This window comes from Enterobacter sp. JBIWA003 (assembly GCF_019968825.1).
GTDB classification, from domain to species: Bacteria; Pseudomonadota; Gammaproteobacteria; order Enterobacterales; family Enterobacteriaceae; genus Enterobacter; species Enterobacter quasiroggenkampii.
The window spans coordinates 3,118,501-3,142,471 of the sequence record NZ_CP074170.1; the positions used below are offsets into that span (position 1 = coordinate 3,118,501).

18 protein-coding genes, 2 tRNA genes and 2 pseudogenes are annotated in these 23,971 nt (G+C 56.9%); 12 read left to right on the plus strand and 10 right to left on the minus strand.

Going from position 1 to position 23,971, the window contains the following annotated elements; all coding sequences use genetic code 11:
- The first annotated feature begins 123 nt into the window (after positions 1 to 123).
- The 6 genes from KGP25_RS15040 (at position 124) to KGP25_RS15065 (ending at position 8,330) form a co-directional block, all read left to right on the plus strand.
- Positions 124 to 1,866, plus strand: a complete 1,743-nt coding sequence (locus KGP25_RS15040; protein ID WP_223539214.1) for an IucA/IucC family protein — start codon at positions 124 to 126, stop codon at positions 1,864 to 1,866.
- Positions 1,866 to 2,813, plus strand: coding sequence for a GNAT family N-acetyltransferase (locus KGP25_RS15045; RefSeq protein WP_048029373.1), 948 nt, complete (start codon positions 1,866 to 1,868; stop codon positions 2,811 to 2,813). Before KGP25_RS15040 ends, KGP25_RS15045 begins: the two co-directional genes overlap by 1 nt.
- Entirely contained in the window at positions 2,810 to 4,552 is a 1,743-nt protein-coding gene (gene iucC, locus KGP25_RS15050; protein WP_282441151.1) for an aerobactin synthase IucC, read from the plus strand. Before KGP25_RS15045 ends, iucC begins: the two co-directional genes overlap by 4 nt.
- Positions 4,549 to 5,874: a SidA/IucD/PvdA family monooxygenase gene (locus KGP25_RS15055; protein WP_223539215.1), complete on the plus strand. Its 1,326-nt coding sequence runs from the start codon at positions 4,549 to 4,551 to the stop codon at positions 5,872 to 5,874. The genes iucC and KGP25_RS15055 overlap by 4 nt, the downstream gene beginning before the upstream one ends.
- Positions 5,875 to 5,900: 26 nt before the next feature.
- Positions 5,901 to 8,090 (plus strand): TonB-dependent siderophore receptor, encoded by a 2,190-nt coding sequence (locus KGP25_RS15060; RefSeq protein WP_111968096.1) that lies wholly within the window; start codon positions 5,901 to 5,903, stop codon positions 8,088 to 8,090.
- A gap of 164 nt (positions 8,091 to 8,254) precedes the next feature.
- Positions 8,255 to 8,330: transfer RNA gene (locus KGP25_RS15065), tRNA-Asn, on the plus strand.
- Between the two features lie 190 nt (positions 8,331 to 8,520).
- Here KGP25_RS15065 and KGP25_RS15070 read toward each other — a convergent pair.
- Positions 8,521 to 8,910: a RidA family protein gene (locus KGP25_RS15070; RefSeq protein WP_045908132.1), complete on the minus strand. Its 390-nt coding sequence runs from the start codon at positions 8,908 to 8,910 to the stop codon at positions 8,521 to 8,523.
- 141 nt (positions 8,911 to 9,051) lie between these two features.
- Between KGP25_RS15070 and KGP25_RS15075 the strand changes: the two genes are divergently transcribed.
- Positions 9,052 to 9,984 (plus strand): LysR family transcriptional regulator, encoded by a 933-nt coding sequence (locus KGP25_RS15075; protein ID WP_223539216.1) that lies wholly within the window; start codon positions 9,052 to 9,054, stop codon positions 9,982 to 9,984.
- 73 nt (positions 9,985 to 10,057) lie between these two features.
- Here KGP25_RS15075 and KGP25_RS15080 read toward each other — a convergent pair whose 3' ends face one another.
- From KGP25_RS15080 to KGP25_RS15090, 3 genes and pseudogenes are all read right to left on the minus strand, one after another.
- Positions 10,058 to 10,360 carry an XRE family transcriptional regulator gene (locus KGP25_RS15080; RefSeq protein WP_069718933.1) on the minus strand — a complete coding sequence of 101 codons (303 nt, stop codon included), beginning with the start codon at positions 10,358 to 10,360 and terminating at the stop codon, positions 10,058 to 10,060.
- Positions 10,344 to 10,718, minus strand: a complete 375-nt coding sequence (locus KGP25_RS15085; protein WP_069718932.1) for a type II toxin-antitoxin system RelE/ParE family toxin — start codon at positions 10,716 to 10,718, stop codon at positions 10,344 to 10,346. Before KGP25_RS15085 ends, KGP25_RS15080 begins: the two co-directional genes overlap by 17 nt.
- A gap of 179 nt (positions 10,719 to 10,897) precedes the next feature.
- Positions 10,898 to 11,035 (minus strand): annotated as a pseudogene (locus KGP25_RS15090) (transcriptional regulator); the annotation flags it as partial.
- On the opposite strand from KGP25_RS15090, the pseudogene KGP25_RS15095 reads away from it, so the two are divergent.
- Positions 11,028 to 11,231 (plus strand): annotated as a pseudogene (locus KGP25_RS15095) (glutathione S-transferase); the annotation flags it as partial. The pseudogenes KGP25_RS15090 and KGP25_RS15095 overlap by 8 nt on opposite strands.
- A 30-nt stretch (positions 11,232 to 11,261) precedes the next feature.
- Here the strand turns inward: KGP25_RS15095 and cbl are convergent.
- Both cbl and nac read right to left on the minus strand, forming a co-directional pair.
- Positions 11,262 to 12,212, minus strand: a complete 951-nt coding sequence (gene cbl, locus KGP25_RS15100) for an HTH-type transcriptional regulator Cbl (protein ID WP_028013741.1) — start codon at positions 12,210 to 12,212, stop codon at positions 11,262 to 11,264.
- A 96-nt stretch (positions 12,213 to 12,308) separates the two neighbouring features.
- Positions 12,309 to 13,226, minus strand: a complete 918-nt coding sequence (gene nac, locus KGP25_RS15105) for a nitrogen assimilation transcriptional regulator NAC (RefSeq protein ID WP_223539217.1) — start codon at positions 13,224 to 13,226, stop codon at positions 12,309 to 12,311.
- Positions 13,227 to 13,546: 320 nt separating this feature from the next.
- Here nac and KGP25_RS15110 point away from each other — a divergent pair.
- Positions 13,547 to 13,622, plus strand: a tRNA-Asn gene (locus tag KGP25_RS15110).
- A 134-nt stretch (positions 13,623 to 13,756) separates the two neighbouring features.
- On the opposite strand, the gene ldtA is transcribed toward KGP25_RS15110, so the two are convergent.
- The 3 genes from ldtA to KGP25_RS15125 form a co-directional block, all read right to left on the minus strand.
- On the minus strand, positions 13,757 to 14,653 hold the full coding sequence (gene ldtA / locus KGP25_RS15115) for a L,D-transpeptidase (protein WP_196365069.1): 897 nt from the start codon (positions 14,651 to 14,653) through the stop codon (positions 13,757 to 13,759).
- A gap of 61 nt (positions 14,654 to 14,714) precedes the next feature.
- Positions 14,715 to 17,408 carry a cation-transporting P-type ATPase gene (locus KGP25_RS15120; protein WP_223539218.1) on the minus strand — a complete coding sequence of 898 codons (2,694 nt, stop codon included), beginning with the start codon at positions 17,406 to 17,408 and terminating at the stop codon, positions 14,715 to 14,717.
- Positions 17,409 to 17,455: 47 nt separating this feature from the next.
- Positions 17,456 to 17,887, minus strand: a complete 432-nt coding sequence (locus tag KGP25_RS15125; RefSeq protein ID WP_028019628.1) for a universal stress protein — start codon at positions 17,885 to 17,887, stop codon at positions 17,456 to 17,458.
- Positions 17,888 to 18,283: 396 nt separating this feature from the next.
- On the opposite strand from KGP25_RS15125, the gene KGP25_RS15130 reads away from it, so the two are divergent.
- From KGP25_RS15130 to KGP25_RS15140, 3 genes are read left to right on the plus strand one after another with little or no spacing between them, the layout of a single operon-like run.
- Complete coding sequence (locus tag KGP25_RS15130; RefSeq protein ID WP_181575591.1) at positions 18,284 to 19,369, plus strand: efflux RND transporter periplasmic adaptor subunit; 1,086 nt, start codon at positions 18,284 to 18,286, stop codon at positions 19,367 to 19,369.
- A complete protein-coding gene (locus KGP25_RS15135) occupies positions 19,369 to 22,431 on the plus strand; it encodes an efflux RND transporter permease subunit (protein WP_223539219.1) in 3,063 nt (1,020 codons plus the stop codon). The genes KGP25_RS15130 and KGP25_RS15135 overlap by 1 nt, the downstream gene beginning before the upstream one ends.
- Entirely contained in the window at positions 22,428 to 23,393 is a 966-nt protein-coding gene (locus tag KGP25_RS15140) for an acyltransferase family protein (RefSeq protein ID WP_223539220.1), read from the plus strand. Before KGP25_RS15135 ends, KGP25_RS15140 begins: the two co-directional genes overlap by 4 nt.
- On the opposite strand, the gene pagP is transcribed toward KGP25_RS15140, so the two are convergent.
- Positions 23,390 to 23,965 carry a lipid IV(A) palmitoyltransferase PagP gene (gene pagP, locus KGP25_RS15145; protein ID WP_045908122.1) on the minus strand — a complete coding sequence of 192 codons (576 nt, stop codon included), beginning with the start codon at positions 23,963 to 23,965 and terminating at the stop codon, positions 23,390 to 23,392. The genes KGP25_RS15140 and pagP overlap by 4 nt on opposite strands.
- Between the last annotated feature and the right edge of the window lie 6 nt (positions 23,966 to 23,971).

The window sequence follows — 23,971 nt, forward strand, 5'->3', positions numbered from 1 at the left end:
GTGTCAATAAATGTGTGGAAATTATGAAGTTTATGAAAACAAATATTGCAAAAATGGTTGCGACTGTAAACAGAATGAATATCATAACGAGAATTATTATCAATCATGGAATGAGGTACATCTATGCGTGCTCTGCTCCGCGCCGCCGGTACAGACGTTGCAGCCCAGTGTTTTTTAAACGCCCTGTTGCGCGAAACGAAGGACTGGCGTTATCACTCCGCTACCGATGCGGATGCGCTATCTGAGATCCATATCCCGCTTTCCCAAACCCAGGCGCTTCGGGTGCCGGTACGCTATTTCTCTCCCACCCAGCATCATCAGTACCGCTTCCCGGCAACGCTTATTCAGAGCAAGAGCGACCGCAGTGACGCTGTCACATTCTCTCAACTGGTTGATTTAATTCTTGAAAAACCGTCCGTAAAAGGCTCGCTGGATGCCGATACGCTGGCGCGTTTTAAGCAGCGCGTTCTCGAAAGCCATGCCCACACCTGGCAGGCGATTGATTTACGCCACGGCTGGGCAACCCTGCGCGATAAGCCGCTGACGTTTGCCGACGCGGAACAGGCGCTGCTGGTCGGCCATGCGTTTCATCCGGCACCGAAGTCGCACGAGCCGTTCAACGAAACCGAGGCGCGTCGCTACCTGCCTGATTTCGCTTCCCGCTTCCCGCTGCGCTGGTTTGCCGTTGAGAGCACACTCGTTGCCGGCGACAGCCTGAACGTCTCCCTGCGTGAACGTCTGCTGCGCTTTGCGGCCCAGAGCGCGCCCGAGCTGCTCGGCCACTTCACCGACACCCGTTGGCTGCTGCCGATGCACCCGTGGCAGGCCGACTATCTGCTGGAGCAGGACTGGTGCCAGCGTCTGGCGGAAGACGGTTCACTGCAGGATCTGGGTGAAGCAGGCGCACAGTGGCTGCCCACCAGCTCCTCCCGCTCGCTGTACAGCGAGACCAACAGCGACATGATTAAGTTCTCCCTCAGCGTGCGCCTGACCAACTCCGTGCGCACGCTGTCGGTGAAAGAGGTGAAGCGCGGCATGCGCCTGGCGCGTCTGGCAAAAACGAAACGCTGGCAGGAATTACAGGCGCGCTACCCGACCATGCGCGTGATGCAGGAAGACGGCTGGGCGGGACTGCGCGATGACAACGGCGTCGTTCAGGAAGAGAGCCTGATGGCCCTGCGCGTTAATCTGTTGTTCGATACGCCAGACATCCAGACCAACGTGCTGGTGAGCCTGACGCAGGCCGCGCCGGACGGCGGTGACAGCCTGCTCGCTGCGGCGGTGCGCCGTCTGAGCCAGCGTCTTGATTTACCGCTCGCTCAGGCCGCCCGCTGCTGGCTGGACGCCTACTGCGACCGCGTATTGCTTCCGCTGTTCAGCGCCGAAGCGGACTACGGTCTGGTCCTGTTGGCGCACCAGCAAAATATCCTCGTTGAGATGCAGCAGGATTTCCCGGTCGGGCTGATCTATCGCGACTGCCAGGGCAGCGCGTGGACCGAAAGCGCCGACGCGTGGCTGAAAGAAGCTGGCGAAACTGAGGTGGAAAACCGCTTTGGCGAGAGCCAGCTGCTGCGCTACTTCCCTTACTACCTGCTGCTGAACTCTACCCTTGCCGTTACCGCCGCCCTTGCCGCCGCCGGATTTGACAGCGAAGAGAGCCTGATGTCCCGGGTGCGCGACGCGCTGGCAGAACTGCGCCGCACGGCGAAGCAGACCCGCTGCCTCGACTACGTGCTCGACAGCCCGACCTGGAACTGCAAAGGCAACTTCTTCTGCTACCTGCACGATCGCAATGAAAACACCATCGCCGATCCGGCGGTGATCTATTTCGACTTTAGCAACCCGTTCTACAAGGAGAAGGCGTGATGGCTATCGCGAATATCGTCCATTCCGGCTACGGCTTTCACTGCACCGCAACGGATCGCCCCCTGCCGCTGGCGTTGGGTCTCGACGGCAGCGCGGTGCTGGAGCGTCTGAAGGGGATCCCGGACGGCTGGTTGATGGAAGCTCTGGATCAGCTGTTTGTGGCCGCCCCCGCGCTGACCGGCATTACGTTACCGTGGGCGGACTGGCAGGATGAACCCCAGGCGCAGGCGCTGTTTGGCCTGGCCCACGGTGATTATCTGGCGCGCAATGCCTTCTGGCAGTTGCCGCTGTGGCTGAAAGGCGAACGGCATCAGGCGAGCGGCGGAATGCAGTTTGACGAGAGCCGTCAACTGTACTTCCCGCTGCGCCCTCACCGCCCGCGGGGCGAAGTGTATCGCCGTTACGATCCGCAAATTAAACGCACCCTCAGCTTCCGCGTGGCCGACGTCGCGCTGGACGGCGAACGTTTTACCCGCTGGATGAACAACCCGCGCGTGAACGCCTTCTGGGAGATGGCGGGCCCGCAGGCCGAGCAGGAAAACTACCTGCGCCGTCAGCTCGACTCGACCTACTGCTACCCGGTTATCGGCTGCTTCGACGACCAGCCGTTCGGCTATTTTGAACTCTACTGGGCGGCGGAAGACCGTATTGGCCGCCACTACCGCTGGCAGCCGTTTGACCGCGGGCTACACATGCTGGTGGGCGAAGAAAACTGGCGCGGTGCGCAGTATATCCGCAGCTGGCTGCGCGGTCTGAGCCACTACCTGTATCTGGATGAACCGCGCACCACGCGGATTGTCGCCGAGCCGCGCTTCGATAACCAGCGCCTGTTCCGCCATCTGGACTCTGCCGGTTTCGACACGGTGAAAGAGTTCGACTTCCCGCATAAACGCTCGCGCCTCATTATGAGCCAGCGTCACCGCTTCTTCAGCGAGGTGGGCCTGTGAACGCGCAGTGGGAAAAAGTGAACCGCGAGATGGTGGCGAAGATCCTCGCCGAGCTGGAGTATGAACGCACCCTGCGCGCCGAGCCGCTTGCGTCTGACGCCTGGCGCATCACCATGGGCAACGAGTCCTGGCAGTTTTGCGCCACGCGCGGGATCTGGGGCTGGTTGCATATCGACCCGGACAGCCTGACCACCGCCAGCGGTGCCGCCGTGGAGGCGGAGAGCGCGCTGCTGCAGCTGGCGAAGGTGCTGGAGATGAGCGACGCGCAGACGGCGGAGCACATGGAAGATCTCTACGCCACGCTGCGCGGCGACATGCAGCTGCTGCAGGCGCGTGAAGCGCTGGACGCGGACGCGCTGATCCACCTCGATCCGGACGAATTACAGTGCCTGATGCGCGGTCACCCGAAGTTTATTTTCAACAAAGGCCGCCGCGGCTGGGGCCTGGACGCGCTGCGTCAGTACGCACCGGAGTATCGCGGACGTTTTCGTCTGCACTGGGTTGCCGTTCAGCGGGAGCATCTGGTCTGGAGCAGCGACGTCGATTGCGATATCAGCGCCCTGCTGGCCAGCGCCATGGACAACGCCGAGCGCGCCCGCTTTGACGCCCGCTGGCAGGCGCTGGGTCTCGACGAGAGCTGGCTGCCGGTGCCGCTGCACCCGTGGCAGTGGCAGCAGAAGATCGCCATTCATTTCCTGGCGCAACTGGCACGCGGTGAGATGGTTGAGCTGGGCGAGTTTGGCGATGAGTACCTGGCGCAGCAGTCCCTGCGCACGCTCACCAACGCCAGCCGTCGCGCGCCGTTTGACATCAAGCTCCCGCTGACAATCTACAACACCTCCTGCTATCGCGGTATTCCGGGCAAATACATTGCCGCCGGGCCGCTGGCCTCGCGCTGGCTGCAGCAGCAGTTCGCCAGCGACGCCACGCTTGCCCGCTCTGGAGCGCAGGTGCTGGGTGAGCCCGCTGCTGGATACCTGTCGCACCCGGGCTATGCGGCGCTGCCGAAAGCGCCCTATCGCTATCAGGAGATGCTGGGCGTGATCTGGCGCGAGAACCCGTCCTGCTATCTGCAGGACGGCGAACAGGCGTTGCTGCTGGCGGCGCTAATGGAAACCGACAACGCCGGGTGTGCGCTGATCGACGCGTGGATCAGCCGCTCCGGGTTAAGCGCCGAGGCATGGCTGGAAAAGCTGTTTGAGGCATCGGTGATCCCGTTCTATCACCTGCTCTGCCGCTACGGCGTGGCGCTGATCGCCCACGGCCAGAACGTGACGCTGGTGATGAAGGACTCTATCCCGCAGCGCATCCTGCTGAAGGATTTTCAGGGCGATATGCGCCTGGTGGATGAAGATTTCCCGCAGGCCCAGAGCCTGCCGGAACAGGTGAAGGCCGTTACGGCACGCCTGAGCGCGGATTACATCATTCACGATCTGCAAACCGGCAACTTTGTGACGGTGCTGCGTTTTATCTCACGCCTCACGCTGCAAAGCGGCGTCAGCGAAACGCGTTTCTATCAGATCCTCGCCGGGGTTCTTCACCGCTATATGGCCGCTCACCCCGAGCTTGCCGATCGCTTCGCGAAGTTCGACCTGTTTAAGCCGCAGATTATTCGCGTGATCCTCAACCCGGTCAAACTGACCTTCTCCGAACACGACGGCGGCAGCCGCATGCTGCCGAACTACGTCACCGACCTTGATAACCCTCTTTTTCTGGCCTCCCGGGAGTCAGCGCAATGAAAACCTATGATTTCATCGGCATTGGTATTGGCCCGTTTAACCTCAGCATCGCCGCCCTCGCAGAAGGGCTGGACGGTTTTAGCTCGCTGTTTCTTGAGCGTAAACCGCACTTTTCCTGGCACCCGGGGATGATGGTGCCGGACTGCCACATGCAGACCAGCTTCCTGAAGGATCTGGTCAGCGCCGTGGAGCCGACCAACCGCCACAGCTTCCTGAACTACCTGGTGCAGCGTAAAAAGTTCTACCGCTTCCTGACCACCGAACAGCGCACCGTTTCGCGGGAAGAATTTGCCGATTACCTGTGCTGGGCGGCGGACAACCTCACCAACCTGTCCTTTAGCCAGCAGGTGCAGCAGGTGAGCTTTGATGAGAAAAGCGGCCTGTTTGAGGTGGTGACCCAGCGCGACCGCTTCCTGGCGCGCCACGTCTGCGTAGGGATCGGTAAGCAGATCAACCTGCCGGACTGCGTCACCGTGCAGGACGATACCTGCTTCCACGCCAGCGAGATGATGCTGCGCACGCCGGATCTTACGGGCAAGCGAGTCACCGTCGTCGGCGGCGGCCAGAGCGGCGCCGACCTGTTCCTGAATATTTTCCGTGGCGAATGGGGCCAGCCGCTGAGCCTGAACTGGGTCTCGCGCCGCAACAACTACAACGCGCTGGATGAAGCCGCCTTTGCTAACGAGTATTTCACGCCGGAGTACGTGGACAGCTTCTCCACGCTCGGTGAAGAGGCGCGTCGGCAGATGCTGCACGAGCAGAAGATGACCTCCGACGGCATCACCACCGAGTCACTGCTGGCGATTTACCGCGCGATGTATCACCGCTTCGAAGTACTGCGTGAAAAACCCTGGGCGCACCTGATGCCGTCCCGCTCGGTGACAGCCCTGACGCGCCTGGAAAACGGCCAGCGCCTGAGCATACAGCATCACCTTGACGGCGGCCGAGAGCAGCTGGAGAGCGACGTGACGATCTTTGCCACCGGCTATCGCGCCGTGCAGCCTGCGTTCCTGGCGCCGCTGTCTCACCGCCTGCATCTGGATACGGACGAAGCCTTCTGCATCAACAACGATTTCACCCTCGAATGGGACGGTCCGCAGAGCAACCGCCTGTTCGCCGTGAATGCCGGGATGCACCGTCTCGGCATTGCCGAACCCCAGCTCAGCCTGATGGCCTGGCGCGCGGCGCGCATTCTGAATCGCGCGCACGCTGACGAGCCGTTTGAGCTGGCTACCACGCCTGGCGTTATCCACTGGCGAAGCACCACCAGCCCGGAGAACAGTCAGGTTTTTAAATCATTAGCAAAAACCACCGAGTACTGACACACACAATCAGGGTCAACATAACAATGAAACGTTCTCATCTTTGGGTTTTAAATCCTTGCTTGCTTGCAATGCTTTCTACCTCTGCGTGGGCGGAAGAACAAAAGGAAGAAAATATCGTGGTCTCCGCCAGTCGTGCGCACCGCAGCGTGGCGGAGATGGCACAGACCACCTGGGTCATTGAACGGGCTGAAATTGAGCAGCAGGTTCAGGGCGGGAAAGAGATTAAAGAAGTGCTGGCACAGCTGATCCCGGGTATGGACGTCAGCAGCCAGGGGCGTACCAATTACGGCATGAACCTGCGCGGCCGCTCCATGATGGTGATGGTGGACGGCGTGCGCCTGAACTCGTCCCGCAGCGACAGCCGCCAGCTCGACTCTATCGATCCGTTCAACATTGACCGTATCGAAGTTATCTCCGGCGCCACGTCACTCTACGGCGGTGGCAGCACCGGTGGTCTGGTGAACATCGTTACCAAAAAGGGCCAGCCTGAGACTGAAGTCGAGTTCCAGACAGGTGCTAAAAGCGGGTTTAACAGCCACAACGACCATGATGAGAACGTATCGGCAGCGGTCAGCGGCGGCAACGATAACGCTTCCGGTCGTCTGTCGGTGTCGTATCAGCGCTACGGCGGCTGGTATGACGGCAACGGCGACGAGGTGATCATTGATAACACCCAGACCGGCTTACAGTATTCCGACCGTATCGATGTGATGGGCACAGGCACCCTCAATATTGACGATCACCAGCAGCTGCAGCTGACCACTCAGTACTACAAGAGCGAGTCCGACGGCAAGCATGGTCTCTATCTCGGGAAGAACTTCTCGGCGGTCACGGGGGATGCGACCGCGTACAACAAAGGTAACCTCGATTCTGACCGCGTGCCGGGTACCGAGCGCCATCTGATCAACCTGCAGTACTCCAATACCGATTTCTGGGGCCAGGATCTGGTCGCGCAGATTTACTATCGCGACGAGAGCCTGACCTACTATCCGTTCCCGACCCTGACCAAAGGCGTGGTCAGCAGCATCGGCGCGTCGCAGCAGAAAACTGATTTCTACGGCGGCAAGCTGACGCTGAACAGCAAGCCGGTGGACGATTTAACGCTGACCTGGGGTATGGATGCCGACCACGAAACCTTCGACGCCAACCAGCAGTTCTTTAACCTGAGCAAAGCTGCAGCGAGCGGCGGCATGGAGCTGGATAACGCCTACAACGTGGGCCGCTACCCGGGCTACAGCATCACCAACCTCGCCCCGTTCCTGCAGGCCAGCTACGATATTGACGCCATCACCCTGAGCGGCGGCGTGCGCTACCAGTACACCGAGAACAAGGTAGACGATTTTGTCGGTTACACCCAGCAGCAGGCCATCGCTACCGGGAAAGCCACCTCCGCCGACGCGGTGCCGGGTGGGAAAACCGATTACAACAACTTCCTGTTTAACGCCGGGATCCTTGGTCGCCTGACCGAACAGCAGCAGGTGTGGTTTAACTTCTCTCAGGGCTTCGAAATTCCGGACCTGGCGAAGTACTACGGCTCCGGGACCTATCAGCTCAGCAATGGTCACTATCGCCTGCTGAACAGCGTCAACGTGAACGACTCGAAGCTGGACGGTATCAAGGTCAACGCTTATGAGCTGGGCTGGCGCTACACCGGGGATAACCTGCGCACGCAGGTTGCGGCGTATTACTCGCTCTCGGATAAAACCATCACCATCAACAAGACGGACATGACCATCAACCTGGAAGACGACAAGCGTCGTATCTACGGGGTGGAAGGTCAGGTGGACTATTTCTTCACCGACAGCGACTGGAGCACCGGGGCGAACTTTAACGCCATTAAGTCTGAAACCCGCGAAAACGGGAAATGGGAGAAGCTGACGGTTGACAGCGCCAGCCCGTCAAAAGCCAGCGCGTGGGTCAACTGGGCGCCGGGCGACTGGACCCTGCGCGTACAGAGCACGCAGACCTTTGACGTCTCTGACGCCGACGGCAAGAAGATCGATGGCTACAACACGGTCGACTTCCTGGGCAGCTACGCCCTGCCGGTGGGTAAAGTCAGCTTCAGCGTGGAAAACCTGCTGGACAAAGACTACACCACCGCCTGGGGTCAGCGCGCGCCGGGGCTGTATAGCCCAACCTACGGTGCACCAGGTCTGTATACCTACAAAGGCCGTGGACGGACGTTTGGTCTGAACTACTCCGTTCTGTTCTAATCCTGCGCGCCGCCTGCGGGCGGCGCAATTTGCTGTGTAATTTCGAAGCAAATTTACTATAAAATCAGCGATTTGCTGAAATTGTCGGCAAACGAACGAAAAGTGCGTTTTCACCCTTTGACAAGGCGTAGTGAGGTCGCTACTATGCGCCTCGTTCACACGATTCCTCTGTAGTTCAGTCGGTAGAACGGCGGACTGTTAATCCGTATGTCACTGGTTCGAGTCCAGTCAGAGGAGCCAAATTTGAAAAGCCTGCTTTTGAAGCAGGCTTTTTGCTTTTCTGCGTCGGGTAAAATTGTCGGGTGGCGGCTTCGCCTTACCCGACCTACGGGACCGCAGGCACGGTAAGCGCAGCGCCACCGGGCAATAAACCGCTGCTTTCATCATTTTTCCTCTGTCTTATTTTCGACTGGCGGAAAGCTCATAACGCTCAGGGCAGCCGGGCAATCACCTTTATCTCAAACTGGAATCCGTACAGCCACGTCACGCCGATCCCCGTCAACGTAGGGTAAGGCGCTTCCCCCCAATATTCTGGCAGGATACTCCAGATAGCGTCGAGGTTTGACTCGGGGTCGACGACAAAGAGGGTCACGTCAACCACGTCACTGAACGTGCAGCCCGCAGCCGCGAGGACAGCATTAAGATTATCGAAGGCCAGCCTGACCTGCGTTTTCAGATCGGGCTCAGGCGAACCATCCTCGCGACTACCCACCTGCCCCGAAACGAACAAGAAACCGTTGGATTTGATGGCGGGTGAATACCGATTGCGCTCATAGAGCGCCTGCCGACCGGAGGGGAAAACTGCTTCGCGTGCTGTCATGTTTGTACCTTTGTAATGGGGCGAAATCTGCCCGGTGAACATACAGACACTTTACAGGCGCCAGATCGGGCGGATAAACAAGCGACTTTGTTCATTATTGTTTGTAATATCCAAACAATCGGTGAAAAGAGAGGACAAGTGATGGATCGTTTCGATGCGATGCGCGCCTTTGCTCGCGTGGTGGAGGCAGGCAGTTTCACAAAGGCTGCCCAAACGCTTCATATGAGCAAAACCACGGTGACGCAGCTCATTCAGCAGCTGGAAGCGCGCCTGCGCGTCAAGCTGCTCCATCGCACCACCCGCAGGCTCGGCGTCACTCCCGATGGCGCGATCTACTACGAGCGCGTCATCCGCCTGCTGGCGGACATGGAAGATGCTGAAAACAGCCTTTCCAGTGCGACGATGCTCCCCAGGGGACGCCTGCGGATAGATGTGCCCACTCCTCTCGCCCGCCTGGTGCTGGTGCCCGCGCTGCCAGCTTTTCACGCACGCTATCCTGATATCCAGTTCGACATGGGCGTGAGTGACCGGGTGGTGGATCTGATCGGCGACAACGTGGATTGCGTCCTGCGCGGTGGCGAAATCAACGACCAGTCCCTGATCGCACGTCATGTCGGCGATTTGCAAATCGGTGTTTACGTCGCACCGAGCTATGTGGAACGCCTTGGCTCCCCTGCGCATCCGCGTGAGCTGGAAAACACCGACCATCGCATAGTGGGATTCTTGTCCTCACGCACCGGTAAGATTGATCCTCTGGTACTGCACAGAGAGAGTGAACATATTGAAATCAAGGGCAGCTATGTGCTTGCCGTGGATGATGGCAATGCTTACCTCGAAGCTGGGTTAGCCGGGATAGGCGTGATTGCGCTGCCGGTCTATATGGCGGCAGCGCATCAGGCTGCTGGCTCTTTGATTCCGCTATTTGAAGACTGGCGTATTAACCCAATGCCCCTGTACCTGGCATTTCCGCCTAACCGCCATGTCAACGCCAGGCTGCGCGTTTTTATTGATTGGATCGTTGAATTGATGCAGCAGCATGTCCCCAACACCAATAGAAAGGGAAATGAGATTTAGCTTATTTATTCGCCCGTTACTGGCAAAGGCGCTCCCGGTCAGAGGAGCTAAATTTGAAAAAGCTGCTTTTGCCCTACAGCACAAACTCATAGTGCGAGCCATCCGGCAGCTCAACGTCAAGCTTAAGCTTTCCACCCGCTGCCTCAACGTAGCGCTTAAGTGAAGAGAGTTTCAGATCGCGCCCTGGCTTTTCCATAATCGCGACGGTGGGCTGCTTGATGCCCAGCGCCTGCGCCATTTCAACCTGCGTTTTTTGCACCTTTTCACGTAGCTCTGCCAGGTGAATGTTAAGCAAAATGTCGGCCGCCATTGCCTGAGCGCTGGCAACAACATCCGGTTTTTCATCCGCTATAAGCTGCTCAAGGTTTCTGCCCATCGCGCAACGTCCTCTCTTTTAATGTATTCAACCAGTGAGTGAATTCCCGGTCAGCCACCAGAAGCATCTCATCGTAAAATCGTCTTTCGTTGCCTGCCTTGTTGCCAGCACAAAGCACAATGCCGGTTCGATTTGGGTCAAACGCGAAAAATGCCCGCAACGGATCGCCCTTACTCTGAATGCGCAGCTCTTTCATGTTACTGTGACGAGAGCCTTTAAGCGTATCGGCATAGGGTCTCGACAAAGCCGGCCCCTTTTCTCGCAAAACAAGCAGTGCTGCCAGCACGCAGGCCCGGTCAGTATCGTCAAGTGAACGAAACCAGCAATCAAACCTGTCCGTCGTGTTAATTGTCCACACACTTCCTCCGTGAAATATAGATCAAAAGCTATATAGCAGTAAAGCTATAGCAGCAATTATCCTGAGAGAATGTGCATGATTCATGTGTTTTTACGCGAAAGCTGAAGACGTGCAGGAGTATTTCGATGAATCACCCGTCAGGCATTCACCGCATTGCGAGCAGTACCGTAAAAAAGAGTTCAGAACTCCGTGAGCTGACGCCAGGCCGCCACTTCCTCATCCAGCCACTCGACAAAGAGAGCCACCTCCGGCTTCGCCTCCGTTAACTGCGATGTCACCAGCCAGTAAGGCCAGGGATACGGCGCAGTGAAAGGGGTACAAAATGTGTATGAGCACAACCTACGCCCGGAAGAAAAGCAGCACGGTGGCTGGGTCGATCGCATTACAGTCCAGCTGCTGGCGGCCTGCAGGGAATGGAATGCGCTGCTAAAGACGCGTCCGACCACCTACGCTCCCGATCGGGTTGCCGTCACCAGTACGGTTATCGGCACGTTTATTCAGTCAATGAGCCCGGTAAGCACTCGCCACCGGGCAAAACCGCACCTAAATCTGATAATCAATCGCCACTTCTTCCGGCTCCATCACCTGGCGTTTAATCTCATCGACGGACAGCCCGGCGTTGCAGAGCTCGATAAAGCGCCACACATAGTTACGCTGCAGCTGTCCACGCTTCAGGCCAAGCCATACGGTGTTGGCGTCAAACAGATGACGCGTGTCTAGACGCACCAGGTTCCCGTCTTCGCGTTCTCCACTGGACTGTTCCGCCACCAGCCCAATGCCCAGCCCCAGCTCAACGTAGGTTTTGATCACGTCAGAATCCTGCGCGCTCAGCACGATGTCCGGCGTTAACCCTTTGCGGTTGAAGGCTTCATCAATACGCGAGCGTCCGGTGATCCCCTGGCGGTAGGTAATGAGTGGCCATTTAGCAATGTCTTCCAGCGTCAGGGGAGAAACCTGATTCAGCGGATGATCGACCGGAAGTAATAAGCTGTGGTACCAGCGGAACCAGGGGAAAGCCACCAGCAGCGGGTCGTTGCTCAGGCGTTCGCTGGCAATGCCGATATCCGCCCCACCGTTTTGCAGCAGCACTTCAATTTCCTGCGGCGTGCCCTGGATAAGCTCCAGACGGACGTCAGGGAAAAGTTCGCGGAACGCTTTAATCACCGGCGGCAGGCTGTAGCGCGCCTGGGTGTGGGTAGTGGCAATGGTAAGCACGCCCGAGGCGTCATTGGTGAAGAGATCCGCCAGGCGACGCACGTTGCTGGCCTCGTTGAGGATCCGCTCAGCGATGGTGAGCAAAGCCTTACCCGGCTCCGTCATGCCGAGCAGCCGCTTGCCGCGACGGATAAAGATCTCTATGCCCAGTTCCTCTTCCAGCTCGCGGATATGGCGGCTGACGCCGGACTGGGAGGTATAAAGCATATTGGCGACCTCGGTCAGGTTGTAGTCCCGCCTGGCCGCCTCACGGATAATTTTAAGTTGCTGGAAATTCACGATTCACTCCGGCGCATCTGACATAGCTCTATTGTTAGAGTCAGCCGTGCTGCAGAACAAATAATAAAAACCAGCATCTTATGCTTTTATGGAATATCAACTCACGAGCTGGAGTTCACGGTTCTCAAGCGATGGCTTGCTGACCAGCGACATCAAAATCTCTTTTACCGCCTGCGCCTGTGGCGACAGCGAACCGCGTGCGGACATGTTCAGCGACAGCGGCAGGCTCATGGAAGGCGTGGTGATCCGCGCCATCCAGCCGTTTGCCGCACTGCACAGCGAGCGTGCTGCGGACTCCGGCAGAACGGTCACCCCCATGCCGCTGGCAATGGCTGCGGTCAGCGTGGAGATCGAGTCGATTTCGCCGATGATTTTGGCCGTCAGGCGGCGCAGGGAGAACGCTTCGTCCACGCGCACGCGCACGGCGCTGTAGTCGCGCGGCAGATAGAGGTTCATTTCTGCCACGGCGGTAAGGTCGACGCTCTGGCCCGGGCAGTCGCGGGTGCCCACGAGGTAGAGATCTTCTTTCAGCAGCGGCTGGCTGGTGATCCCGGCAACCGGGGAGCGATCGTAAAGGACCGCCATGTCCAGCTGGCCACTGAGCAGTTTATCATTCAGGACAGAACCGTTGTTTTCGTGCAGATAGACCAGCACTTCAGGCAGCTCAGCGCGGACGGCCTGCAGCAGCGGCATGGTAATGGACGATGCCGCCGTTCCCGGCGCCAGCCCGATGGACACGTGCCCGCTCAGGGTCTGCCCCACGTTATTTACCGCCAGTTGCGCCTGTTCACACTGGCGAAGAATGGTGCGCGCATGGGTATACAGGATCTTACCGGCTTCAGTTGGCGTGACGCCGCGTTTGGTGCGGATCAACAGCTGCTGATCCATCTCGCCTTCCAGAGTAGCCACCTGCTGGCTCAGCGCAGGCTGCGCGATATGCAGCACTTCTGCCGCTTGAGTCAGGCTGCCGATATCGACGATTTTTACGAAGTATTTCAGTCGTCTTAAGTTCATTTTGCCCCCTGTTCGAAATGCTGTGCCGGAACCGGCTGTCGTTGTTGAACAGGTTTTGCAATATGAATGCCACTTTTACCAGGCGGTCTGAATTGGGCGCTAAGCGCCTGAAAATAAGGAAACCTAATCATGGAGGGGGGTTTTATTACCGAAACAGCAGTTTATGATCTGCCCCATTAGAGGTATACCCGCACCAAAGCGGTGCATTCCGCTGTCAAAAACATCACTTTGCCGATTTTGTCAGCAAACGATCAAAAGGCGGCGATCCACCCTTTGACAAGGTGAACGCAGGTCGATAATATGCGCCCCGTTCACACGATTCCTCTGTAGTTCAGTCGGTAGAACGGCGGACTGTTAATCCGTATGTCACTGGTTCGAGTCCAGTCAGAGGAGCCAAATTTGAAAAGCCTGCTTTTAAAGCAGGCTTTTTGCTTTTCTGCGTCGGGTAAAATTGTCGGGTGGCGGCTTCGCCTTACCCGACCTACAGGACTGTAGGCCCGGTAAGCGCAGCGCCTCAGGGCAACACAGCCTCAATAAGCAAGCTTCACCGGCATCCCTGACCGCCGTTCCAGTTCGGCTCCCGCCCCCTCGTTTATCAACTGCGTCCGCTGCGCGGCTGACATTGGCAGAGGCACTTTCCGGGTCGATTCAAACTCCGCACGGTTACGTGATAATGGCTCGTGAACCTCCACCCAGCGGCTGCCGTCCGGTTCCGTGGTGACTTTAACGGGCCGATCGATAAGCTGTACGCGGGTTCCAACGGGGACATTATCGAAAAGGTATTTGATGTCGTTATTGCGCAGACGAATACAGCCCTGGCTCACCCGCAGTCCGATGCCGAAATTCGAGTTTGTGCCGTGTATGGCATACAGCCTGCCAATATAGATCGCATACAGCCCCATCGGATTATCCGGTCCGGCGGGCACGAAGGCTGGCAGCGTTTTTCCCTCTGCCGCATAGGCACGGCGCGTATTCGGCGTCGGAGACCAGGTTGGCCCCACCTGCTTACGTTCAACCGCCGTTACCCAGTTACGCGGGGTTTCGCGCCCGGCCTGACCGATGCCGATGGGCAGCACTTCAACGGTATTGCTGCCCGGTGGATAATAGTAGAGACGCATTTCCGCCACGTTAACGACAATCCCCTCGCGGACGGTATCGGGCAAAATCAGCTGCTGGGGAATCACCAGCCGGGTGCCGGATTTGGGCAAGAAAGGATCCACCCCCGGGTTCGCTTCCAGCATATTGCTTAGCCCCTGCCCGTACTGCGCGGCAAAGGCCTCAAGCGGTAACGTATTGCGCTCGGGAACGGTGATGATAATCGGGGTTCCCACCAGACGACTGCCTTCCGGCGGTAAGGTATAGGTTACGGCAAACGCGCCGGGTACAGCGGCACACAGCGTAAGGACGAACCAGGTAAATCGCATCATAATTTCCTGTGCTCAAAAAAGAGAAAGCCTCGACTCAGGCAGGCTTTCTCAGTTTACGCTATTACGCCTCGGTTTTGCGCCATCTGCGCGTCAGCACTTTTTCCGCCTCGACAATAAGGAACATCACAAAACCAATCAGGAAGGTGATGACCCAGTAGCGGAACGGCAGTGCTTCGGTGCCAAACAGCATCTGCATGAACGGTGCGTAAATGATAAGAAGTTGTAGCGCCAGCAGTACACCGCTCACGATCCAAATCCCTTTATTCGCCAGCAAGCCTTTGCTCAGCGAGAAGCCGTCATTAACGCGGCAGTTAAGCATGTAAAACCACTGCGCGGTCACCAGGGTTTGCAGCAGCACGGTGCGGATAAATTCCGCTGAGTAACCGCGCGGCTGTAGCCAGGCTTCCAGCACGAAAGCGCTGATGGCAATCATCAGACCGACAAACACCACGCGCCAGATGGCATAGCCGTCCATCACATGCAGATTCGCCTTACGCGGTGGCCGGTTCATGATGTCCTTCTCACCCGCTTCAAACGCCAGGCCAAACGACAGCGTTGCCGACGTCGCCATGTTCATCCACAGGATCAGCACCGGCGTCAGCGGGATCAGGTTCCCCGCCAGCAGCGCGATGATGATTAACAGGGCCTGCGCAATGTTGCTCGGGATAACGAAGAGAATCGTTTTTTTCAGGTTATCGTAAACACGACGCCCCTCGTGCACCGCACTGGCAATGGTGGCAAAGTTGTCATCCGTTAACACCATGTCGGCGGCTTCCTTGGTGACCTCTGTCCCCTTAATCCCCATGGCGATACCCACATCCGCCCGCTTGAGCGCCGGGGCATCATTTACGCCATCCCCGGTCATGCCCACCACTTCCTGTTTACTTTGCAGGGCCTGCACGAGGCGGAATTTATCCTCCGGGCTGGTTCGGGCGAAAATATCGTACTGCTGCGCGGCGTCGCTCAGCTGACGGTCATCCATCGCCTCCAGCTCGCGTCCGGTGATAGCGCTTGCAGCGTTACCAATCCCCAGCATTTGCCCAATGCTCATGGCCGTTTGCGGGTGGTCGCCGGTGATCATTTTCACGCGAATCCCGGCCTGCAGACAGTCGGCAATCGCGGTAATGGCCTCCGGACGCGGCGGATCCATCATTCCCGCAATACCCAGCAGGATCACGCCATCACGCAGGTCCGGGTGATCCAGCTCGCGCTGTCCCTCGCGGGCAGGTTTCCAGGCCGCAGCCACCATACGCAAACCTTCCCGGGCATACTCTTCGATCTTGCCTTCCCAGTAAGGTTGATCGAACGGCTGCAGTTCGTTATTCGTCTGCTGGTACTGACAGAGGCGGAACAGGACGTCCGGCGCGCCAGTGATTAAAATCACTTCTTCTTCACCCAGCCGGTATAGCGTGGACATGTATTTATACTGCGAATCAAACGGGATTTTACTGCGCATTTCGGTATCAAGCGCAGGGAGCGGGATTTTCGCCGCCAGCACCTTCAGGGCGCCCTCGGTCGGCCCCCCGGTGATTTTCCACAGCCCCTGCTCGTCTTTGATCAGCTGGCTGTCATTACAGAGGTCAATGGTGCGCAGGTAGCGTTCCAGCAGGGAACCCTGCGTCACGCTGACGGGCGTCGGGTCATCTACGGGGTGAATATTCCCCACCGGTTCGTAGCTGTCGCCCTCCACGCGATAGGTCGTCTCAGCGGTAATCACCGCTTTGACCGTCATTTCATTCATCGTCAGGGTGCCGGTTTTATCCGAGCAGATGACCGTCATTGCGCCCAGGGTTTCCACCGTGGGCAACTTACGAATGATGGCCTTGCGACGCGCCATGGCCTGTACGCCAAGCGAAAGGATGATGGAAATGATGGCCGGCAGGCCTTCCGGCACGGCGGCAACGGCGAGGCTGATAAGCGACAGCACCAGTTCAGAAACCGGCATATCCCGGAACAAGAGGCTGAAAACAAACAGCGCCACCATCATGACCAGGATAGTAATGAAGATGGTTTTACCGAGCTTATCCATCTGCACCATCAGCGGCGTGCGGTGCTTTTCAATGTCGGACATCATCTGATTGATGTGGCCAAGCTCGGTTTCGCCCCCGGTTGCCACCACCACGCCTTTACCGCCGCCGGAGCTGACGGTGGTGCCTGAGTAAAGCAGATTATACCGGTCACCTAAAGGCAGTTCTCCGCTTAACGCATCGCTGTTTTTTTCAACAACGGTGGATTCGCCGGTCAGGATGGCCTCCTCCACGCGAAGGTTATGCGCTTCAATCACACGCAGGTCCGCAGGAATACGATCCCCGGCGCGGATCACCACGATATCCCCCGGGACCAGCGACGTGGTGGGGATCGTTTCATGATTCCCCTGTCGTACCACCACGGCTTCGCTGGAGAGCATATTGCGAATACTCTGCAACGATTTTTCAGCATTGCTCTCCTGGATATGGCCAATCAGCGCGTTAATGATGGCAACCCCCAGGATCACGAACATATCTACCCAGTGGCCCATAAAGAGCTTAAGCAACGCGGCCACCAGCAGAACGTAAATCAATACATCGTTAAAATGCGCCAGGAAGCGCAGCCAGGCGGGTTTGCCCTTTTTTTGCGGCAATGCATTCTCACCATGCTGCTGAAGTCGGGCTGATGCCTCAGTGCCGCTAAGTCCTTCCAGAGTGGAGTGGATATTCGACAGGGTTTCGTCAACGGTTTGTTGATAATATGGACGTTCAGATTTTCCTGTTTTCATCGTTCCTTCCTCAGGTTCTATTCAGAAATCACCTTGCTTTCATGTAATTAACGAATAACGAAAACAGGAACATGGGCGTAACGGACAATACTTGCCGCCTCCGATCCTAACAAATGGGTTTGAATATTTGGATTTCGAGAGCCGACAATAATCGCGCCAGCAGCAAGTTCATCCGCCAGCTTAATAACCTCATCACGAACATTTCCGCTACGAACATGGAGATGAACCCGCTCTTCTGGCAGATTCAATTTTTTGACCAGGTCAGACAGTTTTTCTTTCGAATTATTAATCATATATTCATCCATCTTGCGCGCATCTGAAATAAAACCGCGCGTCAGTTCGGCTGAAAATTTGGGCATGACGTGCAGCAAATGAATGTCACCCGATGCGCTTTGCGCCAGAAACTGTGCATGTTGCAACGCTTTATCCGCCAGGCTTGTCTCGTAGACGTCCACCGGAACGAGAATGTTTTTATACATATCGAGCATCCTTTTTATAACCAACATGAGAGTGAATGAAGCATAAAAACGCATTAAATGCAGGGGGTTGCCCTTAATGCCAGTTACGGTAAAAAGAGATGAATAATATTAAACGTAGCACAGGAATATCAGGTTTAGCGCTTCCCCACTGCTAATGGTTATTTAACATTTATCTTTTCGCCGACTATGCTCATAGTTAGCCACCGCTTCCGGCTCATGGAGGAATGTATGTATGGTATAAGCCTGATCCGACTGGGTATGTTTATTGCGCTTGCCATTATCGCCAGCACGGCGATTGGTTTATTTACCTATATGGTCGTCACTGTTCTGGCAGAATAGTGTCACCCCTGTCCAGGTTATGGAATAAATAAAACAGTTATTTATTAGGGGAATACAGTGAACCGCTACCTCTCTCTTTTACCGTTCGTTTTATTAACGCTCACAGCGTGCGACCCGAAACCCAAAGACGTCTCCCCCCTGCCCAGAATGGTAAAAGTAGCGGAGGTGACGGTTCCCGGTAACGCCCAGCAGCGCGTTTTTCCCGCCCGCATTGAATCGGGCGATGCCACAGACCTTTCCTTCAAGCGCGCAGGTCAAATTGAAGCGCTCGATGTGCGTCAGGGCGCAGTCATCAAGCAGGGTCAACAGCTTGCAAGATTGAATGCCCGTGAAGCCCAGCAGCGGGTTAATGACAGACAAACGGCGGCGACGCTGGCCCAGAGGCAATTCGATCGCTTCCAGACGCTGGCGGGCCGCCAGGCGATTTCGAAAGCCGAAATGGACGTGCAGCGTGCGAACCGCGATTCGGCGAATGCGGCGCTACAGATCGCCCGAGAAGAGTTGAATCAAATGACGCTTGTCGCCCCCTTCAGCGGGACGGCGGCCAGCGTACATGTCCGAAACCATCAGGTAGTGTCTGCCGGTCAGCCCATCGCGACGTTAACCCGCACCGATCTGCTTGACGTGGTGTTCAGCATCCCTGAAAACCTGTTTAAGACCTTTGATATTCGCAACGCGCAGTATCGCCCGGTAGTGAGAATTAACGCCATTCCGGATCGGGAATTTACCGCCGTTTATAAAGAACACTCGGGCAGCAGCGACAGTAATACCCTGACCTGGCAGGTAATACTGACCATGCCGCGGCCAGATGATTTTCCCGCCGTCGGTGGCGTAAGCGGTACGGTTACCATTAATTTAACTAACCTCCCGGCTGGCGCGGGCACTCAGGCGCTGGTCGTACCGGTTGAGGCAGTCTTTAACCCGGACAACAGCCCGCGCAATGAGCCGCACGTCTGGGTTGTGGCAGGAGAAGGCGACACGCTCCATCTTGAAGACCGCAAGGTCAGCGTGGGGCAAGTGATTACCGAAGGCGTGGTGATCACCAGCGGGCTTAAGGCGGGTGAGCGCGTGGTAGCCGCAGGCGTTGGGGAGCTGCATGCTAACCAGCCGGTGCGTATCTGGACGCGTGAACGGGGACTGTAATGGATATCTCTCGTCAATTTATTAATAACCCTGTTCGCGTCTGGCTAACGATTCTGCTGCTGGGCATCGGGGGTATTTTCGCGCTGTTGAATATCGGCAGGCTGGAAGATCCCGCCTTTACCATCAAAACCGCAGTGGTGGTCACTCACTACCCCGGCGCATCCGCTCAGCAGGTCGAAGAAGAGGTGACGCTGCCGCTGGAGAATGCCCTTCAGCAGCTGCCTTATCTGGACAACGTGAGCTCCATCTCTTCAAACGGTTTGTCACAAATCACCGTTAACATCGCGTCACGCTATCACTCAAACGAACTGCCGCAGATTTGGGATGAACTGCGCCGCCGTGTGGGCGACGCCTCGCGTCAGTTCCCGCCCGGCGTCGTCACGCCCTTTGTGAATGACGATTTCGGCGACGTTTTCGGCTTCTTCTTCGCCATTTCCGGGGATGAATTCAGTAATCCTGAACTGGTGAGGTACGCGGAGCAGCTGCGCCGCGAGTTGATTCTGGTCCCCGGGGTCGCGAAGGTTGCCATCGGCGGAGCGATAAGCCAACAGGTCAATATCGATATTTCCCTGACCAAAATGGCCGCGCGCGGCATTACCCTGAACCAGCTTTCCGCCCTGCTCAGCAGGCTTAACGTCGTTTCCAGCGCCGGAGAAATCACCTCCGGCAGCGAATCCATTCGTCTGCACCCGACCGGTGAGTTCGAGAATCTGGATGAACTGGCGGATCTCATCATCACGCCTTCCGGCACCGGGGCGGCGACGCGTCTGCGGGATATCGCCACGCTGTCGCGCGGGCTGAACGAATCGCCAGCCAGTATCTACCATGCCAACGGCAAAAAAGCCGTCACCATGGGCGTCTCGTTTATTCCCGGCGTGAACGTGATCGACGTGGGCCACGCGCTGGAGGCGAAGCTAAACCAGATGTCGGCGGAAAAACCGGCAGGCATACAGATAGATCTGTTTTACGATCAGGCAGCCGAAGTGGGCCATTCTGTTAACGGTTTTATTATTAACTTCCTGATGGCGCTGGCGATTGTCATCGGCGTGCTGCTGATCTTTATGGGCGTACGCAGCGGGATCATCATCGCGTTTTCCCTCGCGCTTAACGTGCTGGGCACGCTGCTGATTATGTATCTCTGGGGCATTGAGCTACAGCGCATCTCGCTTGGGGCGCTGATTATCGCCCTTAGCATGCTGGTGGATAACGCCATCGTCATTGTCGAAGGGGTGTTGATTGCCCGACAGCAGGGCTCCCCGCTATTAACCGCCGTTAACACGATCATCCGTCGCTCCGCCCTGCCGCTGCTGGGGGCGACGGTGATCGCTATCCTTGCGTTTGCGCCTATCGGGCTGTCGCAGGATTCCACCGGGGAATACTGTAAATCCCTCTTCCAGGTGCTGCTGATTTCCCTGATGCTGAGCTGGTTCTCGGCGCTCACCCTCACCCCGGTGATGATTAAGTGGTGGTTGTTTAAAAACGACAGCGCGCCGGACATCACTGACGAGTCAGATCCTTACGACAAACGTCTCTACCGCCTCTATCAGCACCTGCTTAACACGCTGCTGCACCATAAGGCACCGACGCTGGTAGTGATGGCCGCCCTGCTGGCCGCGTCTGTCTGGGGGTTTGGCGCGGTGCGGCAAAACTTTTTCCCGTCGTCCAATACGCCGATTTTCTTTGTCGACCTGTGGTTACCCTACGGGACCGATATCAAATGGACCGAGAAAATGACCGGTGATATTGAGAAAACCATCAAGGGCCAGCCCGGCGTGGAAACCACCGTATCCACCATCGGTCAGGGAAGCATGCGGTTTATTCTGACCTACAGCGGACAGCGGCAGTACAGCAACTATGCGCAGATCATGGTGCGCATGGATGACCAGCGTAACATTTCCCCCTTGACCCGCCACGTTGACGAGTACATCGCGCGAAACTACCCGCAGGTGAACGCCAGCACGAAACGGGTGATGTTTGGCCCTTCCGGCGACAGCGCCATTGAAGTGCGCATTAAAGGCCCGGATCCTGACAGGCTGCGTCTGATTGCCAGCCAGGTGGACGATATTCTGGCGCGCGATCCGGCTACGGGGAGCGTCCGAAACGACTGGCAAAACCGCAGCAAAGTGATCCGCCCGCAGTACGTCGCCGCGCTGGGACGCGAGCTTGGCGTGGATAAACAGGATGTCGACAACGCGCTGGAGATGAATTTCTCCGGCAGCCGGGCGGGGTTGTATCGGGAAGGCAGCGACCTGCTGCCCGTGGTGGTGAGGCCCCCGGAAAGCGAAAGGCTGGATGCCAGCCACCTGAACAACGTGCTGGTGTGGAGCCAGGCGCGGCAGCAGTATATCCCGCTGAGTAACGTCGTCAGTCGCTTCTCTCTGGAGTGGGAAGATCCGCTCATTCTTCGACGCGACCGCTCGCGGGTACTGACGGTTCAGACGGACCCGGATCCGCTGACCCAGCAAACCTCCGGCGATATTCTCGCCCGCGTGAAGCCGCAGGTAGATGCCCTTCCCCTGCCACACGGCTACAGCATCGAGTGGGGGGGCGATGCGGAAAACTCCAGTGAAGCGCAGCAAGGGCTGTTCACAACGCTGCCTCTCGGGTATCTGGTGATGTTTGTCATTACGGTGCTGATGTTCAGCTCGGTAAAAAATGCCGTCGCAATCTGGCTGACCGTACCGCTGGCGTTGATTGGCGTCACACCAGGATTTTTAATTACCGGCATTCCCTTTGGCTTTATGGCGCTGATTGGTCTGCTGAGCCTGAGCGGAATGCTCATCCGCAACGGCATCGTGCTGGTGGAAGAGATCGAACAGCAGAAAACGCAAAAGGATCAGCACAGCGCGATCGTTTATGCCGCCACCTCGCGCCTGCGCCCTATCCTGCTCACCGCGTTCACGACCGTACTTGGCCTGGCTCCGCTACTGCTGGATGTTTTCTTCCAGAGCATGGCCGTTGTAATTATGTTTGGACTGGGGTTTGCTACAATCCTGACGCTACTGGTACTCCCCGTGATCTATGCGTGTTTCCATCGTAAGGACGAAGCCAAACAACAATGAATGCGACAGGGCTGAACATTATCAAGACGCTGGGCTGTATGACGGCGGTGACCTTCTTCACCATCTACAATACCTGGGATCATTATGATTATGACTATCACTGGATCCTGGGGTTTTTAACCTTTATCTCGACGATCGCTACACCGCTGTTTTTTGTGGTGTCGGGCTATCTCGACGGACAATCCCGGCACGGCACGCGCTGGCAGCTGGGTAAAATTAAAAGTATTGTGATTGTTTTTCTGTTCTGGGTAACGATCTACTACCTGTGGGAGCCTTATCAGCGCGGGTATTTAATCCAGCCCTGGTTCGTGTTCGCCTTTGTCGTGATTTACACCTTCCACCCGGCGGTAGAGTGGCTTAGCCAGCGGAGATCGCTGTTCTGCGGCGCGATTGCTGCCCTGCTGTTCTTTTCCTACGGATACGATCTGTTATCGGCGCTTTATCCTGAAACGCACGTTCTTTCTCTTTCACCGCAGTATCGGCTGTGGACGTGGCTGCTGTTTTATCTGACGGGGCAACTCTTCTGCGATCCTAAAATCGCCGAGTGGATAAGCCGCAAAAATGTAGTCCGGGCGGCGGTTATCGCCATCCCGTTTATCTATCTCTTCACCTGGTTTTACGAGCGCCACTTCTTTTTTGCCCTGTTTAAGGCCGACAGAAACGCCTTTATCCTCACCGGCTCGCAGATCTACATCCTGATTATTGCCCTGGTGATTGCGGCGAACGGCGTGCGCTTTCGCCGCAATGCTGAGTTTAAGGAGTCCATACTGGCCGCCATCAGCAAAACGATGACTGGCGTATATATTGTGCACTACTCGGTGTTTCATCTGCTGACGGCGCTGATACCGGTGACGTCGCTCGGTATGAAGCTGGCGTTGATTGTACTTACGTTCGTCACCTCTGTTCTCTTCTCCATGCTGGTATTGTCTAACGCCGTGGCAAAAAAGGTGATCACCCTTTAAAAGCCTAAGCGCAGCCAGGCAAAGAGCACGTTGCCGTTGTTATAAGTCCCGGGAATATAGGTGAACTGGACGGTAACGCGCTGATAGCTGGCCGAAAAAAGCGGGAAGATGAACGGTAGCGGGACATAGTTCGCAAAATCATCTCGCGCCGTGATGCCCGCGGCGGCACCAAGCCCAAGGCGGAAATCTCTGGCATTATCCAGATACCAGCCCTTCTCCCAGCCATAGCCCATCGCGGGCTGCCATTCGTTGTGCGAGTCCTTGAACATCATCGCGAAAAGCGCGCTCCAGTTACCCTCTTCGTTATAGCGGGAAACGCCCAGCCCACCTCCCCACGGCATTTCGTTGTACTTGTCGGTTTTTTCTTTGTCGTACATAAAGCGAGCGTGCCAGCTCAGAAACGGCAGGTACAGATCGTAACGCTGAGGCTGCGCCCAGGTTTGCGAAATGTCTTCCGTCAACGCATTCCACCAGCCGCTGATGCGTTGCTCGCCATAGACGTTGGGCTCGGCCTGAAGCGGTGCGACGAATAAAAACAGAATCATCCAGAATGCCGAAAAGGTGCGTTGCATCGTTAT